Genomic DNA, 15,759 nt, shown 5'->3' with positions numbered 1-15,759 from the left:
CTTCCTTTATTTTAATAATGATTATTTGATATTGAATCGATTGATGATTTTATAGTTATGGTATGTAATCATATGATGATTTTATTTATATTAAACTTATTATTCAATTTTAATATATTAAAAAAATAAATATTCTTTTCAAAATAAGATCCCTGATGACTTTGACTCGTATGAGAAAGAAAATTTTTACTTTGTTACTGGTTCTTTTTCCGTTGCTTGTCGGTTTGATCAATTGCAGTTCCGGGGAAGTGTTGATTCAACCAAAGTTCACGGGAAATGAAAAGGTTATTCGGAGAGTGAGCGGTGAAGCATGCGGCTTTATGGGCCTCGGTTTTACGGCTTATTATTTTATTCCGATTATGCAGAATTCCCGGGTGGACCGTGCATATTCGAGCGCTCTAATGCAAGCGCCCGGAGCTATCGGTCTTGCAAACATTACGCTCGAGGAAAGCTGGACGTGGGTTTTATTAGGCACTTTGCGTTGTCTAAAAATTTCAGGGGATGCAGTGCAATGAGATTCAATTTATTAATATTAGGCACAATAATCGCTTTACTTGTTATCGGCTGTAATTCGACTCCTCTTGTAATTCCCGCAGACCCTGCCGTTAAACCGCTGACAAAAGGACAAACTATTTCAAGTTATCCGATTTCAGCGGAATCTTGCGGATTTCAACTTCTGCTATTTATTCCAATTGGTATTAATTCCAGACACGGGGAAGCTTATGCAAAATTAACGTCTCTTGCCGCAGGTAGCAAGATTTCCGATCTTAGAATGGAAGAATCCTGGTACTATGCGTTCGTAGGAACAGGCTATTGCACTCGCTTTTCAGCGTTGGCGAATCGAATTAACTAAGAGTCTAGTTTACGGGCTATCAAAGGCTTTACGTCCTTGGATAGCCCGTATTATTTAAATTGTAAGATAATCGATTTTGAGTTGATGATGGAACAGTTTAAGAGACTTGGTCTCTCTATAGCTCTTTTTGTTAGCAATAAAAAGTTTCGAACAGGCTTTGATTTTAGAAAAATTTTTGGGAGAGGTCGAATGAAATTTACATTCAACCTTCTCGTTTGTTTTATCGCAATTTGAGCTACGAATCGTACAGGCTATAACGCCTTGTCTTACGGATATGGGGTAGCTCTAAATACTAACCCGACTAAAGAATATGCGAACCCGAACTACATTCCGATAAAAGGCGGATTGATAGTTCATAGTGGTACGATTCCGGGCCCCATTGGGCATAACGCGGAGAGCTTGGCTAACGGGTCCGCTTGTTCTAGGAGTATTTTAGGTCTGGTTGCTTTTGGAGACTCTTCAATAGAAGCAGCTAAAGCCAATGGCAAAATCGTAAAAGTCGCTAACGTTGATTTCGAACAGTTCGGAGTAATTGCCGGTTGGATCTATCACAGCTTTTGCACCGTAGTTTCGGGCTCTACTAATAGTTCGGCAGCCCCTGAGAGTAAGGCGGAAGCCCGAACGATTCCTGGTAAAAAGAAGTAATAGAAGATAACCAGAAAATATTATGAAAAAATTTACTATCCTAATCTTCGCAGTAATGGGGCTTTCCTTGTTTTTGGCCAATTGCGCTATCGGCCCCGTTTATGGATTGATCTTTACGTCAAATACCTTTCCTGGTGAAATTAATGCTTCAAATTCAGTACCAGCAATAAAGAAAGGAGAAAGTTGTCAGTCTTCACTTCTTGCATTAGTATCTTGGGGGAGTTCTTCGGCGAATAAATAAAATCGAAGGCTCGCGTTTTGCTTGGAAGGCCGAGCCTTTCATTCTTCCACGGACGCGTTTTCTAAAAACGTTTCAAAGCTCTTATCCAGATAATAAGGGCCGGCGAATCTAGACAGATCTTTCTCTCTTTCGGGGCCTCTTAGGGACAAATATCGTTCCCGCAAACGGGAAATCATTCTATTCGAATCGTCAGTCCTATCTGATTTCAACATTTTGGAAATCGCAAAGCTAAGAATTTCCCAATTAAATCGAGTTTGCTTAAGCAACGTCTCCCATTCGTCCGAAGAAAGTCGCTTCTTCTTTAGAAGAACTTCCTCTAATAAGTCCATTGCGAGCGTGTCGTTGACCGATCCGTTTTGGAGATAGATTCTTCGAATCGGGACGAGATAATCTTTTTCCGGAAAGGCGGTTTGTTGTAAAGCTAAGAGTAATGCGCGTCTTGCCAAGGCGCAAGAATCCATATATCTTTTTTGATCCAAATATTCCATGGCGAGAACATGTTGAAAAACTGGATCTTCCCGAAAAACGACCGCCCGGCGGATCAATCCGTCTTCGAATAATTTCGGATCCTTGTTTTTGTAGGAGAGCAAGCAGATTCGATGCAGATCCTTATTTTGCGGAAAAAAGGGAAGGAACTTACGACAACGAGAAATGACTTCGTCGTCTTTTTTCCCGGATTGTAAAGTCCGAATTTCGTCCAGAAGGGCTCGTTCTTCGGAAGCATAAGGGTTAGATGTCTCTAATTCCTGCAATGCAATTTTGTAATATTGTAAATCTCCGGTCCGCGAGGCCCAAATCATTGCACGATAACGAAGTTCCGCATCGGCCGGCTGCTTAGATAGGATCACTCGGGCCGTTTCCAGGGCTTTATCGGGAAGGCGAAGTCTATCATAGAGCTCCGTCATTTCCCTTAATAGAGGTTGTTGATCGGGCTGGAGCTGTAAGCTAAGCCGAAAATTCCGCAATGCGTCCAATTCGCTGCCTTGACCTAATTGGGCTTTCCCGAGGACCCAGTAATATCGGAAGTCCCTTGCTTCTCCGGTCTCATCCGCGATTCTGAGTTTTTCTAGAGCCTGTTCATACCGCCCTCTCCGGACTTCTTCCGCGGCTTGCTGTAGGAGCTCCTCCCAAGAAAAGGTTGAATTCAAGGGCAGGACGGATTTTATAGTGCAAATAACTAGAAAGAACCAAATGGAAAATGTGCGTCGCATTACCGGAGCCCACCTTGGAGTGTAAGCTTCGTGTTCACGGTCGAATGCATTCGTATGCAACCAAGATCTGCCGTGCCGAAAAAAATGCTCATTCCCATCTTTTTAACCCATCGGACATTTTAAAAAAAACAAGAGGTTTCTCTGAATGAATTCGGTAACGATTATTCTGTCCTTGGCCGTCCTGGCAATTTTGACCGCCGTAGTTTACGCACTTAAGGTCACCAGGATTACCATCGGAACCGAGGGCGGTAAAGACCAAGAATCCAAAAAACTGGTCGAGATCTCCTCCGCTATTTCTGAAGGCGCTATGGCCTTCCTGGTTCGGGAATATAAAACTATTTCCCTGTTCATCGGCTTTATGGCCTTGTTGATCTTCTTTCTTTTAGATAACCCGGAATCGGTTGACTTTAACGACGGCCTTTTTACGGCCATCGCTTTCGTTTCCGGAGCAGTCATTTCCTGCCTTTCCGGCTTTATCGGGATGAAGATTGCCACTGCCGGAAATGTTAGAACCGCCCAAGCCGCAAAAACTTCCATGGCAAAAGCCTTCCGAGTCGCTTTCGATTCCGGCGCAGTAATGGGTTTCGGTTTAGTCGGGCTAGCGGTTCTTGGAATGATCGGTCTTTTCCTTCTCTACACAAGTATGTTTCCGAATGTCAGCAAGCTCTTCTTAATGGAAGCGCTGGCCGGATTCGGTTTGGGCGGATCGGCTGTCGCACTTTTTGGTCGAGTCGGCGGTGGAATTTATACTAAGGCGGCCGACGTCGGCGCGGATTTGGTCGGTAAAGTCGAGAAAGGAATTCCGGAAGATGACCCTCGAAACCCTGCAACGATCGCGGATAATGTCGGCGATAACGTGGGCGATGTGGCAGGAATGGGGGCCGATTTATTCGGTTCTTGTGCGGAAGCTACCTGCGCTGCACTTGTGATCGGAGCTACGGCGGCCGGTCTTTCCGGAAACACCGATGCTCTTTTATATCCGTTATTGATTTCGGCTTTCGGAATTCCTGCTTCTCTTTTAACTTCGTTTATCGCTCGTGTAAAAGAAGGCGGTAACGTCGAGACAGTTTTAAAGATTCAACTTTGGGTTTCGACTCTTCTAGTTGCTGCGATTATGTATTTCGTGACCGATATTTATATGACCGATTCTTTCGAGATCGCGGGTAAAACGATTACGAAATGGAATGTTTATGTTTCCTTAATCGTCGGTTTATTCTCGGGAATGTTTATCGGATTAATTACGGAGTATTACACTTCGCATTCCTATAAACCGGTTCGCGAAGTCGTGGAGGCTTCCAAAACCGGTGCAGCCACGAATATTATTTACGGCCTGGCTTTAGGTTATCAAAGCTCGGTGGTTCCGGTGATCCTATTGGTTATCACGATCGTAACTGCGAATCTTTTAGCCGGAATGTACGGAATTGCCATCGCTGCGCTCGGGATGATTTCCACGATCGCTATCGGACTGACAATCGACGCTTACGGACCCGTTTCGGATAACGCAGGTGGAATTGCGGAAATGGCGGAACTTGGTAAAGAAGTTCGGAACCGTACGGATACTCTTGACGCCGCGGGAAATACCACTGCTGCAATCGGTAAAGGTTTTGCTATCGGATCGGCGGCGCTTACTTCGCTAGCTCTCTTTGCTGCTTTTATTACGAGAACCGGCACGGTCGGCCTGGACATTTTAAACGCAGAAGTGTTCGGCGGTTTATTATTCGGGGCGATGCTACCTTTCGTTTTTACCGCAATGACGATGAAATCCGTCGGTAAAGCCGCCGTTGATATGGTGGAGGAAGTTAGGAAGCAATTCCGCGAAATACCCGGAATCATGGAAGGTAAAGCTAAGCCTGATTACAAACGTTGCGTTGATATTTCAACGTCAGCCGCGCTCCGCGAAATGATTCTGCCAGGTTTGCTTGTTCTATTAACGCCTATCGTTGTAGGTTACCTTTTCGGTATCAAATCTCTTGCAGGGGTTCTCGCGGGAGCTCTTGTTGCCGGAGTGGTTCTTGCGATTTCTTCCGCAAACTCCGGAGGCGGTTGGGATAATGCCAAGAAATATATCGAGAAAATGGCAGGCGGTAAAGGCTCGGATCAGCATAAAGCTGCAGTAGTAGGGGATACCGTCGGTGATCCGTTAAAGGATACTTCCGGGCCTTCGATCAATATCCTTATCAAGCTCATGGCGATTACCAGCCTTGTCTTTGCAGAGTTCTTTGTTCAACAGGGCGGACTCTTGTTAAGACTATTCCATTAGGAATCTTCTTCATAAGGGATTCTTCATTCGAAGATGTTCGATGGAGAGGATCCCTCGAACGAGGGATGGAAAAAGGGGGCCAATTCGGTCCCCTTTTTTGTCTCATAGTATTTTTTTATTTCCTGGTCGATTTTTAACGATTTAGAAAATTCTTAAATAGAATGAAAGAAAAGAATTAGGTTGAACGATTTCGGACTAGAGGTTATACTAAAGGCGGCTAGCGGCTATAGCCAGGGTTAAAATGAAGTATTTGAAAAAGAATAAAGCCTTATGTCTATCTCGCCTTGAGATCTTCGCATGTCTATTGCTTGCGGTCTTTTTTCTCAACTGCGGCGCTTTACTCGTCACCGAGTCCGAGACGAATAAAGTGGCTAAGAATTCCAGCCAGACTGACACTACTTTAGGTTTATTGGGGCTATCTCTTTCCGGAAATCGGCCGAACGGAGGGACTTTTTCCCTGGCAAACACGCCGTCGGGGCTTATTTCACTTACGCAATCGACGTATACGGTTAATTACCAGATCGTAGCTGCATCAGTTGCCGCTTCGACAAACGTGACGATTTTAATCCAAAAAAACTGTACGGCATTGAACGTAATGGACTCGTTTAATTTTCCCGGAGCTGCTCCGACTTCTAATACATATACGGTCCAATATCCTCAGGATTTCAGTAATGGATCGGCAACGATCAGTATTTATATCACCAACTTCGGGTATATAGACTCATGCAATTATTCACATACGGTTTCAGCATCGAATAATACAGCCTTACCGGTCGGAACCGGTCTCGGAACGGCGACAATTTCCTATTTTAACAACGGTTAGAGAGTTTAGTTTTCATTCGAATCGAAAACGAGATATAGTTTATTCGACGAGTTGCCGTTGCCCAGCCTTTGTTTCAGGGCTTATGGTTCAACGGCAAGAAAAGTTCCGCAAGCACCGAAAGTCTGACAGTGTTAGTCGTATGGTCCTTTGCATTGTGAATAAAGAACATTCCGTTATGTTTATGTGTTATGTAGTCCACTGCCGTTAGGCCGAGACCGAGTCCGAATCTTTCGAAATCCGCCGCTTCTTCCACTGGCGGAAGAACTCGGAAGAAAGGTTGAACGACCAGATTCTCAAATTTTTCTTCGATTCCTGCGCTCACTTTCTCAACGATATTTTTGACGGCGATACAGAAATACCCTTGGACCACGCTTGCAAATACGTCTATGCTCGTATTTGCAACGCAATATTTGCAGGCGTTCAGTAGTAACTCATCGGTGGCCATAGAGAAGGAGTCGAGTTCGATTTCTAAAACAGGATCACTTTTTAGATCGGGAAAATTTAGAGCCACATTTTTGGATTTAAAGATAGGCGAGAGACGGGCAGATTTTTCTTTTACATGACTTAATAATTCGGATGCTCTAATGGTTTCGAAATTCGGTTCTCTTTGTACGATATCGAGGAGGTCGGATATTCCGGAGAGTATGTTTTTCCCGACTTGTTGATTCGCGTAAATTAAATCTAAAGTTTCCTTATTGACGAGATATTCGGAGCCTGCGTCCTTTTGGGATAATTTTAGCATATCTAATAATGTAATTAACGCACCGATCCCGGAACCTTGTGAAAGAGAAGTTTTTAAAGAGTACAAAGAGGAGATCTCCCATGACTCCCTGCTGGATTTTCTTTGGGATTCCTTAAACGTAAGCCAATCCAATTGATTGCGAAGTTGCTGCGTTTCGATTCCCTCTATTTCCTTTTCCGTCTTGGATTCTATGCGTTTTTCCGCCGCCTTCCTGATGGAATTGAAAAAAGGATCCGGAAGAATCGGCTTAATCAGATAATCCACTACTCCCAGTTTCATTATGTCGATTACCTCTTCGGATTCGTCGATGGAGGTTTCTATGATAATATATGCTTCCGGCTGAATCTCCTTTAATTTCTGGACGAAGGTTTTTCCGTCCATTACCGGCATCATCAGATCCACAATATACAGGGAGTAGGATTTCTTATTAGCTTTCTCGAGACCTACGACTCCGTTTTCAGCGATTTCGCAATCTATTCCAAGTCGTTTACAATAGGAGGAATAAAGCTGAGCGATTTCTTCAGAATCTTCAATGATTAGGATCGGTCCATCCAATAATATTTTGATTCCTGGCCGGTTGATTTGTTCAGAATATCGCCGAGTTTGGTCCATTTTATGGTCCTTTAAGGAGTCTTATTATAAGCGTTAGATTTTAATATGTTCAAATTCTATTAAATTATACGAATTTGATATACATATCATGAATATAGAATATGGTAAAATAGAAAAATTTCCATGAGGAATTCTTTTTATTCCGAAAATCCGCGCAATTTCGACGTAAATCCATATTGAATTCGCTCCCATGACAGGGACAATCCAGGAACATAAAAACGCCAATTTCTTCGTTTATACCTTATTTTTGGGTGAACAAACTATCCGAATTAAAGTCTTATTGAGTATAGCTTTTAACGTGCGGTCAGCTTTCGTTCAAAGACTCATTATTCCATCGAAGGTTTATATTTCTTGGCAAGTTCTACTGTTAAAATTCTGGGTATCGTAGGTAGCTTACGATCCGGCTCCGTAAATAAAGCCTTACTTTCTGCGGCGACGAGATTAGCTCCGGAATTCGCACAAATTCAGATTTACGAAGGAATGGGAAGTCTACCGCTTTTTAATCCTGATTTAGAAGGGCAGGAATCCTGGAGCGTTTTGGATTTTCGTTCCGAATTGCGATCGGCAGACGCGATCATAATTGCAAGCCCGGAATACGCTCATGGAATTACGGGCGTTTTAAAGAATGCGCTCGACTGGGTTGTCGGGAGCGGCGAATTCATTGATAAACCGGTCGCAATCTTGAGTGCGTCAAAACGGGCCAAACTTGCTTACGATTCGCTTTTGGAAATCGTGACAGTAATGTCTGCGACGGTTATTCGGGAGGCTTCTCTAACGATACCGTTGGCGGGCAAAGAGATCACGGAAACGGAAATTTTGGCGGATTCGGAATGCACCGATCTCTTAAAAAAATCCTTGGAAGCCTTATGTTTTGCAATCGAAGCAAATAACGAGAAACGGATATTGCGTTAGTCGTAAGCGAAAAGAAAATAAAAAACTTCTAATAAGTTTGGTTGTAGTTAATCGACTAACTTTCGAAAACGAATATAGAAAGGATCGAAGCCTAAGGATTTCCAGAAGGCCACTGCATTTTCGTTTTCGGCGATTGCACGTAACTCGATCGCCTTAATTCCGTTTAATTTTGCCCACTCGAATGTAGCTTCTACCAGAGGTTTCATGAAGCCGGATCTTCGTTTTCCTTGTTTCGTTATGGCGAGGTCGATATAAAGATTTTTTTCCTCTTCAAGATACGGTTTATCTTCGACTCTTGCAATCAGTATGGAAACCAACTCTTCTCCAAGAAAGCCGCCTAGAAAAACTATTTTTTCCGTCCCCCGTAGCTTCAGATATATGTCCACCATTTTGGCAGCCGCTCTTGGTCGGATTCGAAATACGCCGTCTAACGTGAGTTTGTTGATGAATCGAAAGAACTGATTCACTAGCTCGATCGCCGCCTCCCGCTGCTCCGGTAAAACGGGTTTTATGATAAAATCTTTGGTATTCATTATCTTGCTGATGAAAAAAGAAACTTGATTTAGGATTAATCTTTAGTGTTATCGAAGGGGTGAAAATTCGATTACGGACATTTTCTGCGCAAAAAACCGCCAGTCGAGTGTTTTTAAATACGATGATTAGCAAGGCCTTTCTTAGCGGATTTTTATTCGCATCGCTTTTCGCCTTTGCCAATTGCCAAAACAACCATGATAGTCTTCCGGCCCCGTTACTCGATTTTATCGTTTTAGATTACGTAATATCCCAAGACCCGGATCGTTCGGCCGTCTATTTTTCGACGGTAAGAAGCGTCGGCGTTGAAGTCGCCTATGAAACGGGAGCTACCCCCGAAGATGGAACGTTTGCTAGCGTTGTTCCCCCCATGCCGGTTTGGGACGTTACTCGTAGAAATCTTGAAAATGTCTTCGCGAATCGGGGATATTCCGTTTCCGTTTCGACTCCTTCCGGAGTATCCGGAGAGATGCAGGAACTTCCCGGCCAAGGAAAGGAAATTTGGAGTGTGGTTGATTTAGTTACGTTAGCTTCCAAATACAGACGGAAGTCTTCCGATTTTCAAACGGCGAATTTCTTTGTAGTTTTCGTGAAAGGGAAAATGAACGACAGCAATATCATTGCAATTACGATTTCAGGGGTATTCAATATCGGTGCGCCGGCAGTCTTCGTATTTAAGGATATTATCAACACCTTCCCCTTGCAGTATCGGAAATCGGGAGAACAGTCGACGGTTGTCCACGAATTAGGTCATGCTTTGGGACTCGTTAATAACGGAATCCCTATGCAATCCTCCCACCAAGACCTTTCCCACGGAGCCCATTGCACGAATAAGAAATGTACTATGTACTATTCCATACAGTTGGATAATTTTAATGCTTCCACACCTTTGATCTACGGCGACGAGTGTCTGAGCGATATTAGAAATTATAAACCTTAACGAATTATAAAAACGAGGATTCTAAAACTTAGATTAAAGAATCTTATCCGCAAAGAACATCTTAAGATCCGCAATCGGCAGTCTTTCCTGAGACATACTGTCCCTTTCTCGAACGGTTACCGTCTTATCCTTAAGGGAATCGTAATCAACGGTGATGCAATACGGAGTTCCGATTTCATCCTGACGACGATAACGTTTTCCGATTGCTCCTCCGTCGTCGTACTCCATATTTCCCAGCGAGGATAAATCGGCGAAGATGGAACGAGCTAATTCGGGAAGTCCGTCCTTTTTCATCAGAGGGAAGATTCCTATTTTTACGGGGGCTACCTTGGGAGCAAAACGAAGCACCGTCCTAGTCTCCCCATCCGCTAATTTTTCTTCGAAGTACGCATCGGTAACCGTAGCTAAGAATAGTCGATTTAAGCCTAACGCCGGTTCAACGACGTAGGGAATATATTTCTTGTTTGCGACCTGATCTTGGTACTTCAAATCTTCCCCCGAGAATTTTTCGTGCTGAGTCAGATCGTAATCGGTGCGGGACGCGATTCCCCAAAGTTCTCCCCATCCGAATCCGTATTTGTATTCGATATCGGAGGTAGCTTCGCTATAAAAAGATAATTCCTCTTTCTCGTGCTCGCGGATCTTCAGATTCTCCTTGCGAAGACCGACATGATCGGTCAAAAACCGCAAGCAGTAGTCCACCCAATGCGAGAACCATTCTTTTTGAGTTCCAGGTTCGCAAAAATATTCCATCTCCATCTGTTCGAATTCCCGAGTTCTGAATACGAACTGTCTCGCCATGATTTCGTTTCGAAACGATTTTCCGATTTGAGCGATCCCGAACGGTATTTTGCGTCTTGTGGTGGAAACGACGTTCTTAAAATTGATAAAAATCCCTTGAGCGGTTTCCGGTCGAAGGTAGATATCCTGCGCGTCTTCGGCGGAAGCGCCGTGGGAAGTTTTGAACATCAGATTGAAATCGCGCGCCTCGGTGAAAGTGCCGCGGTTCCCGCAAGTCGGGCAGGCAAAGTTTCCTTCCTTAATCACCTGATTCATTTTTTCCAGAGTGAGGCCGGTCGCTGCTCCTTCCCCTTTTTGATCTTCCAGGAATTTGTCCGCTCGAATGCGGGCTTTACAATTCTTACAATCGATCAAAGGATCGTTGAAATTCGAAACGTGGCCGGAGGCCTCCCATACTTTCGGATTCAGAAGAATGGAGGAATCTAAACCTACGACATCTTCGCGTAAGTGAACAAAATGCTTCCACCAGAGCCGTTTTAAATTATGAAGAAGTTCCGCCCCGTACGGGCCGTAGTCGAAAGTATTCGAGAGTCCTCCGTAAATCTCGGAACCTGGATAAACGAAGCCGCGTCTTTTACACACGGAAACGATATCTTTCAACGATGAATCGAGGGTTTCTTTCTTCTCCATGCATCCAAGAATTCCCGAATCGGTGTTACGATAAAGTATTAAATTCCCACAAATCTTCCAATTCTTGTTTGCGTTGGAAGACTAGGGAGGTCCAATAGGCGGAGGATGTTCGAGACAGTGTTTTCCCGTAAACGTCGAATCGTAGAGTGGGGGATTAACTTTCTTTCCTGGATTTCACCGTTCGTCGGATTCGGCATTTTTTTCCCCTTAGGGGTCTTGTTTGCGTTTCCGACCGGAAGAAACGTTCGTAGAAATGCTTTTTCTTCTTTGGCGCTACAAATCGCCATTCTCGGAATTTTATATCCACTCGAAATTACTCAGCTTTTTTCCACAAAGGCCGAAGAATTTATTTCCATCTTCGTTTTAGTAAGTCCGCAGATATCCGGATTGCATGGATGGTTTATTCTTCCTCTATTCTTCTTACTCGGCCTTGTATTCATGCTTCTTCAGGCAAAGTCGGTTCGCTCTAAATTACGTTCCGGAGAAAGAAAGCCTCTAATCCTCGTGCCGGTTTTTTCGATTTTGGCGCTATTCGGAGTTTTAATTCTGACTCACCACCTTGCGTTTGAGGATGAGTTCAGAGTGAAAATGGCTCCATTTGTGGTTTTGTCCGAAAGTGTTTGGATATTCTTCCCTTGGTTAATCGCCGTCGCAGGAATGATGTCCGGAGGACGCCCTATCTTCCTCTTTCGCAAACCTTGGGCTTGGTTTTCTAAACAGGTTTTCGTTTCTAGAGTTTCCGAAACCAAGGAAACTCAATCCGCTTTAAAGAAACGAAAATATTCGATGATCCGAGATTTGTTGCTTCCAGGGTGGGGTCATATTTATTCCGGAAATCTTTGGAAAGGGTTTCCGATTCTATTCGTTTATTTACTTCTTCTTTTATTCTTTGCGACTTTCTTTTTCTCCTGGATGGAGCCTGCATTTGGAATTCGGTATTTAGCGTCTCTGGGTTTGAAGCCGGGAATCCCCGATAAGAAATTTTTCGAAGTGGCTTCCTCCTTTCTCCCCTGGTTCTTCGCTCTGCTGCTTTTATCCGCGACCAACGGCTTCTCGCATTGGTTATTGAAAAGATCGTTTCAGACGAATTTACCTGCGCGAGGTTTACGGCCTGGGTTTGCGAACAATATCGCGCTTAGCGTTTTGATTCACTTAGTTCTCCTGTCTTTAGTTTTAATCATCCCTGCGATGATTAATCGAAAATCGGATAAGGAGAAATCCAAACCGGAAGGACATTATACTCCCGAAAATACGATGGAATATTATTTCATCGATCCTAACGTTCCCGACGAAGTTCAGGGACTAAACGGTGGGGTTATAACCGGGACGGAAACGCCCAATACGCAGCAAGGGGAAAAAATTCCGAATGAAAAACCTGCGGACGAAGGGCGGGTCAAAGGGGATGTAAAACGAATCCGCGGGAAAAAACTTCCGCCCACTTACTCCAATTATATCTCCGCGAAAATGCGGGCCTTCGAATCGTTTATGGAATATTGGAAAACCGCTCCGCATAATTATTCCTGCGTTGTTGCATACACAATCACGCCAGAAGGCGATGTGGTAGACGTCGAACTCGTTGAAAGTTCTCCGTATCCTGAACAGGATCGACGGACTTTGGAACTGATCGAAAATCTATCTCCGATGATGCCTCCGCCCGGAACTAAAGGATATGTTCGAGTGACGGAACTTTTTTGGAACGGTACCATTAATCCAGAAACGATGCCCACCAAATTACAAAGCGATTTGGTGCAAATGTTCGACGGACGTTACATGGAGGAGCTATGAGCGTTGAACTCCTTGCCATTTTGAGTATTTTCCCTTGGGCTTTCGTTTTGGTTTATATCCATCCCAAAATTCCCGTTTCTAAACTAGTATTCACGTTATTCGGCGCCCTTGCCTTAGGTTGGTTGGCTACCGAATTGGTTCTGCAATTGAACGCTTGGTTCTGGCCGAATGTTCCCGTTCCGGGTAAAAAGCCTTCCGGTTCCATCCTATCTCAAACGGTTCATATCGCTTTCGTTCAAGCGGGGATGATGGAAGAAGCGTGTAAATCCGCTCTTATTTTAGGTTTTTCTTATTTAGTTGCCTACGACCGACGGGCGAAACGATTTTTACCTGAAGTTTTCCTAATCGGAGGATTTGTTGCGCTCGGGTTTGCCGGTGTGGAAAATTATCATTATATTCAATCCGCAAACGAACATGATCGTGTAGCGACGTTCATCGCGAGAACGTTAAAATCCACGAACGCACACTTGCTTATAAATCTATGCTTTTCCCTTTTTCTGATTAAAAGTAATTTTAAGGAAAAGGCGGACAAGGCTAAATATTTAGGTCAGGCGTTCTTACTGGCAGTATTTCAACACGGCCTATTCGATTTTTTCGTATTACCGAACGGAAGATTCGGCGCTTGGATTGCGATCGCCTTATTCGTCGGGATTTGGGTGTGGATAGTGAAGGATCGAAGAAAATACTTGGTTCCGTTGGATGCAGAAATCGTAGATGACGGTAGTGTCGTTCTACCTAATTTGTCCTCAGGACAATCAGGTGAAGTATAAGGAAGTCAAAGTATCCATACCTAAAGATTTTGCCGAAGAATTTTCCTCTCTGCTCGACGAATGGCAAGTCGCCGGATATTACGAAATTCTCTTCGATCGCGAAGAAGCAAGAAAACCGGAGGAGGAAATTATTTCGGATAATACTCCGATTAGGGTTTATTTGGCGGAGGAAGATATCTCTTCGGAAGCGAAAATCTGGGTTTACCTAAAGGCGGTTGCTCCGGAGAATTCTTTCGCCGAATCCAGATGGATCGAAACGAAAGAATACGAAGAGGCTTATAAGGAATTTTACAAACCCTTTTCCGTCGGAGTATTTTGGGTGGTTCCTACTTGGGAAAAAGAGGACTGGGAAGCGGCTAAAGCCGTCGAAATTCAACCTGCTGTTCCGATATACATCAATCCTGGTTTGGCCTTCGGCACCGGACATCATGAAACGACTCGACTCGTATTATCCCGGCTCGGCGATATAGAGCTGGTCGGTAAACGCGTCGTAGATATCGGTGCGGGTTCGGGAATTCTTTCGGTCGCAGCCTCGAAGATCGGCGCTACGGAAATTCTGGCCGTCGATATTGATCCAAACGCGGTGCGATCTTCCACTTTCAATAGAGACGAAAACCGGATCTCCGATTCTAATCTAAGAGTGGAAGAGGGCGGATTCGATCATCCCTTAGTCGCGGAAAAAGAATACGATTTATGCGTCGCAAATATCACCTTTGCGGTCTTAAAGGCTAATATAGAGCGGATTGCCTCCTTAAAAACGAATCATTTTCTATTTAGCGGCGTGATAACGGAAAGAAAGGAAGAATTCTTGGAACTCCTTACCGACATCGTAAAAGGGAAGTTAGTTTACGAAACGTCTTGGAACGGTTGGGAATTGATCGAGTGGCTTCGCGAGTGAAAAGTTATTCCGTTCAGTTCCGTTTTACTCGGTGAGCAGAAAAATCTAACCGATTTAGATTTAGTACATTTTAATTTTATAATATTTTAGGAGATTTTCATGAAACATTACGACGTATTCGGAGTCGGAAACGCATTAGTCGATATTTTAGTATTAACCGACGATCCTTTTCTGAAGAATTTAGGTTGGACCAAAGGAATCATGACGTTGGTGGATTCACCCACGCAGGGAAAAGTTTTGACGGCCCTTGAAGGGCATAAGAAGGATTTACGTTCCGGAGGGAGCGCGGCCAACACGATGATCGCGTTGGCAAACTCCGGCGGAACGGGAATCTATACCGGAAAAGTCAGCGAAGATACGTACGGTGAATTCTATAAACAAGATATGGAAAATGCCGGGATTCTATTCGAAGTTCCTCCGGTAACGGACGGACATACAGGGACGTGCGTAATTTTGACGACTCCGGATGCCGAAAGGACGATGCTTACCAACTTGGGCATCTCGTCCACATTAACAAAGCAGGATATAGATCTCGCTCGATTAAAAACCTCCTCCTATAGCTATTTGGAAGGGTATCTTTGGGATGTTCCTTCCACAAAGGAAGCCTGCGTTTTAACGATGGAAGAATCCCGGAAAGCGGGAGTCAAGGTGGCTTTCACTTACAGCGATCCATTTTGCGTGAATCGCTCCCGAGAAGATTTTGTTAAATTAACGAAAGAATATTGTGATGTAGTTTTTTGTAATGTAGAGGAGGCTAAGGCTCTCGCAGGCCTGGAATCGAAGGAAGAGGCTCTTAAATTCGTGGCTTCCCTTTGCTCGACGGTTTTTATGACGGACAGCGCCAATGGGGCGTTCGTATCCGAAAACGGAAAGATACGCCATGTCGGAGGTTTTCCCGCTCAGAACTTATTGGATACGACCGGCGCAGGAGATAGTTTTGCGGCGGGCGCTTTATATGGGCTTACGCATGGATTTTCCCTGGAAAGGGCGACAAAATGGGGAAACTACGTTGCATCGCGAATCGTTCAAGAAATCGGACCACGGCTCACCGTTCGATTGATGGGCAGGCAAGAGGAAATCTTAGGGAAGGTCTAACAATATTTAT

15 protein-coding genes and 1 pseudogene are annotated in these 15,759 nt (G+C 44.2%); 12 read left to right on the top strand and 4 right to left on the bottom strand.

From position 1 onward, the window contains the following. Window positions 1-170 precede the first annotated feature (170 nt). The 4 genes and pseudogenes from LEP1GSC058_RS08740 (at window position 171) to LEP1GSC058_RS08725 (ending at window position 1,739) form a co-directional block, all read left to right on the top strand. Window positions 171-515, top strand: a complete 345-nt coding sequence (locus tag LEP1GSC058_RS08740; protein WP_039948246.1) for a hypothetical protein — start codon at window positions 171-173, stop codon at window positions 513-515. Continuing rightward, window positions 512-853: a hypothetical protein gene (locus LEP1GSC058_RS08735; RefSeq protein WP_016549211.1), complete on the top strand. Its 342-nt coding sequence runs from the start codon at window positions 512-514 to the stop codon at window positions 851-853. The genes LEP1GSC058_RS08740 and LEP1GSC058_RS08735 overlap by 4 nt, the downstream gene beginning before the upstream one ends. Before the next feature lie 189 nt (window positions 854-1,042). Then, window positions 1,043-1,498, top strand: a pseudogene (lsa14, locus tag LEP1GSC058_RS08730) (adhesin Lsa14). Between the two features lie 22 nt (window positions 1,499-1,520). Then, entirely contained in the window at window positions 1,521-1,739 is a 219-nt protein-coding gene (locus LEP1GSC058_RS08725) for a TRL domain-containing protein (protein WP_051133783.1), read from the top strand. Between the two features lie 38 nt (window positions 1,740-1,777). On the opposite strand, the gene LEP1GSC058_RS08720 is transcribed toward LEP1GSC058_RS08725, so the two are convergent. Next, the gene (locus LEP1GSC058_RS08720; RefSeq protein ID WP_016549257.1) at window positions 1,778-2,950 is read right to left on the bottom strand and encodes a tetratricopeptide repeat protein; all 1,173 of its coding nucleotides are present in this window, start codon (window positions 2,948-2,950) and stop codon (window positions 1,778-1,780) included. A gap of 145 nt (window positions 2,951-3,095) precedes the next feature. On the opposite strand from LEP1GSC058_RS08720, the gene LEP1GSC058_RS08715 reads away from it, so the two are divergent. Together LEP1GSC058_RS08715 and LEP1GSC058_RS08710 are read left to right on the top strand one after the other, a co-directional pair. Beyond that, window positions 3,096-5,210, top strand: coding sequence for a sodium-translocating pyrophosphatase (locus LEP1GSC058_RS08715; RefSeq protein WP_016549231.1), 2,115 nt, complete (start codon window positions 3,096-3,098; stop codon window positions 5,208-5,210). 241 nt (window positions 5,211-5,451) lie between these two features. Beyond that, a complete protein-coding gene (locus tag LEP1GSC058_RS08710; RefSeq protein WP_016549265.1) occupies window positions 5,452-6,033 on the top strand; it encodes a hypothetical protein in 582 nt (193 codons plus the stop codon). A 73-nt stretch (window positions 6,034-6,106) separates the two neighbouring features. Here the strand turns inward: LEP1GSC058_RS08710 and LEP1GSC058_RS08705 are convergent, their stop codons facing one another. Continuing rightward, complete coding sequence (locus LEP1GSC058_RS08705) at window positions 6,107-7,387, bottom strand: hybrid sensor histidine kinase/response regulator (RefSeq protein ID WP_016549176.1); 1,281 nt, start codon at window positions 7,385-7,387, stop codon at window positions 6,107-6,109. Window positions 7,388-7,738: 351 nt separating this feature from the next. On the opposite strand from LEP1GSC058_RS08705, the gene LEP1GSC058_RS08700 reads away from it, so the two are divergent. After that, window positions 7,739-8,299: an NADPH-dependent FMN reductase gene (locus tag LEP1GSC058_RS08700; RefSeq protein ID WP_016549294.1), complete on the top strand. Its 561-nt coding sequence runs from the start codon at window positions 7,739-7,741 to the stop codon at window positions 8,297-8,299. Window positions 8,300-8,346: 47 nt separating this feature from the next. Here LEP1GSC058_RS08700 and LEP1GSC058_RS08695 read toward each other — a convergent pair whose 3' ends face one another. Continuing rightward, window positions 8,347-8,832: a GNAT family N-acetyltransferase gene (locus LEP1GSC058_RS08695; RefSeq protein ID WP_016549273.1), complete on the bottom strand. Its 486-nt coding sequence runs from the start codon at window positions 8,830-8,832 to the stop codon at window positions 8,347-8,349. A 59-nt stretch (window positions 8,833-8,891) separates the two neighbouring features. Between LEP1GSC058_RS08695 and LEP1GSC058_RS08690 the strand changes: the two genes are divergently transcribed. Continuing rightward, entirely contained in the window at window positions 8,892-9,770 is an 879-nt protein-coding gene (locus tag LEP1GSC058_RS08690; protein ID WP_016549224.1) for a hypothetical protein, read from the top strand. Window positions 9,771-9,803: 33 nt separating this feature from the next. Here the strand turns inward: LEP1GSC058_RS08690 and LEP1GSC058_RS08685 are convergent, their stop codons facing one another. Next, complete coding sequence (locus tag LEP1GSC058_RS08685; RefSeq protein ID WP_016549281.1) at window positions 9,804-11,201, bottom strand: glycine--tRNA ligase; 1,398 nt, start codon at window positions 11,199-11,201, stop codon at window positions 9,804-9,806. A 105-nt stretch (window positions 11,202-11,306) separates the two neighbouring features. Here LEP1GSC058_RS08685 and LEP1GSC058_RS08680 point away from each other — a divergent pair, with 105 nt between their 5' ends. The 4 genes from LEP1GSC058_RS08680 (at window position 11,307) to LEP1GSC058_RS08665 (ending at window position 15,749) form a co-directional block, all read left to right on the top strand. Next, complete coding sequence (locus LEP1GSC058_RS08680; RefSeq protein ID WP_039948225.1) at window positions 11,307-12,986, top strand: energy transducer TonB family protein; 1,680 nt, start codon at window positions 11,307-11,309, stop codon at window positions 12,984-12,986. Continuing rightward, complete coding sequence (locus LEP1GSC058_RS08675) at window positions 12,983-13,756, top strand: PrsW family glutamic-type intramembrane protease (protein WP_016549182.1); 774 nt, start codon at window positions 12,983-12,985, stop codon at window positions 13,754-13,756. The genes LEP1GSC058_RS08680 and LEP1GSC058_RS08675 overlap by 4 nt, the downstream gene beginning before the upstream one ends. Continuing rightward, window positions 13,746-14,654 carry a 50S ribosomal protein L11 methyltransferase gene (locus LEP1GSC058_RS08670; RefSeq protein ID WP_016549274.1) on the top strand — a complete coding sequence of 303 codons (909 nt, stop codon included), beginning with the start codon at window positions 13,746-13,748 and terminating at the stop codon, window positions 14,652-14,654. The genes LEP1GSC058_RS08675 and LEP1GSC058_RS08670 overlap by 11 nt, the downstream gene beginning before the upstream one ends. A 99-nt stretch (window positions 14,655-14,753) precedes the next feature. Then, window positions 14,754-15,749, top strand: coding sequence for an adenosine kinase (locus LEP1GSC058_RS08665; protein ID WP_016549272.1), 996 nt, complete (start codon window positions 14,754-14,756; stop codon window positions 15,747-15,749). The last annotated feature ends 10 nt before the right edge of the window (window positions 15,750-15,759 follow it).

It is taken from the genome of Leptospira fainei serovar Hurstbridge str. BUT 6 (genome assembly GCF_000306235.2).
GTDB classification, from domain to species: Bacteria; Spirochaetota; Leptospiria; order Leptospirales; family Leptospiraceae; genus Leptospira_B; species Leptospira_B fainei.
The sequence above is the reverse complement of the archived record's forward strand: the minus strand, read 5'-3'. Positions and strand labels throughout refer to the sequence as shown.

Coding starts and splice junctions, on each gene's coding strand:
- LEP1GSC058_RS08665 (WP_016549272.1), top strand. CDS start 14,754: ATGAAACATTACGACGTATTCGGAGTCGGAAACGCATTAGTCGATATT.
- LEP1GSC058_RS08740 (WP_039948246.1), top strand. CDS start 171: ATGAGAAAGAAAATTTTTACTTTGTTACTGGTTCTTTTTCCGTTGCTT.
- LEP1GSC058_RS08715 (WP_016549231.1), top strand. CDS start 3,096: ATGAATTCGGTAACGATTATTCTGTCCTTGGCCGTCCTGGCAATTTTG.
- LEP1GSC058_RS08695 (WP_016549273.1), bottom strand. CDS start 8,832: ATGAATACCAAAGATTTTATCATAAAACCCGTTTTACCGGAGCAGCGG.
- LEP1GSC058_RS08705 (WP_016549176.1), bottom strand. CDS start 7,387: ATGGACCAAACTCGGCGATATTCTGAACAAATCAACCGGCCAGGAATC.
- LEP1GSC058_RS08725 (WP_051133783.1), top strand. CDS start 1,521: ATGAAAAAATTTACTATCCTAATCTTCGCAGTAATGGGGCTTTCCTTG.
- LEP1GSC058_RS08675 (WP_016549182.1), top strand. CDS start 12,983: ATGAGCGTTGAACTCCTTGCCATTTTGAGTATTTTCCCTTGGGCTTTC.
- LEP1GSC058_RS08710 (WP_016549265.1), top strand. CDS start 5,452: ATGAAGTATTTGAAAAAGAATAAAGCCTTATGTCTATCTCGCCTTGAG.
- LEP1GSC058_RS08720 (WP_016549257.1), bottom strand. CDS start 2,950: ATGCGACGCACATTTTCCATTTGGTTCTTTCTAGTTATTTGCACTATA.
- LEP1GSC058_RS08680 (WP_039948225.1), top strand. CDS start 11,307: ATGTTCGAGACAGTGTTTTCCCGTAAACGTCGAATCGTAGAGTGGGGG.
- LEP1GSC058_RS08735 (WP_016549211.1), top strand. CDS start 512: ATGAGATTCAATTTATTAATATTAGGCACAATAATCGCTTTACTTGTT.
- LEP1GSC058_RS08685 (WP_016549281.1), bottom strand. CDS start 11,201: ATGGAGAAGAAAGAAACCCTCGATTCATCGTTGAAAGATATCGTTTCC.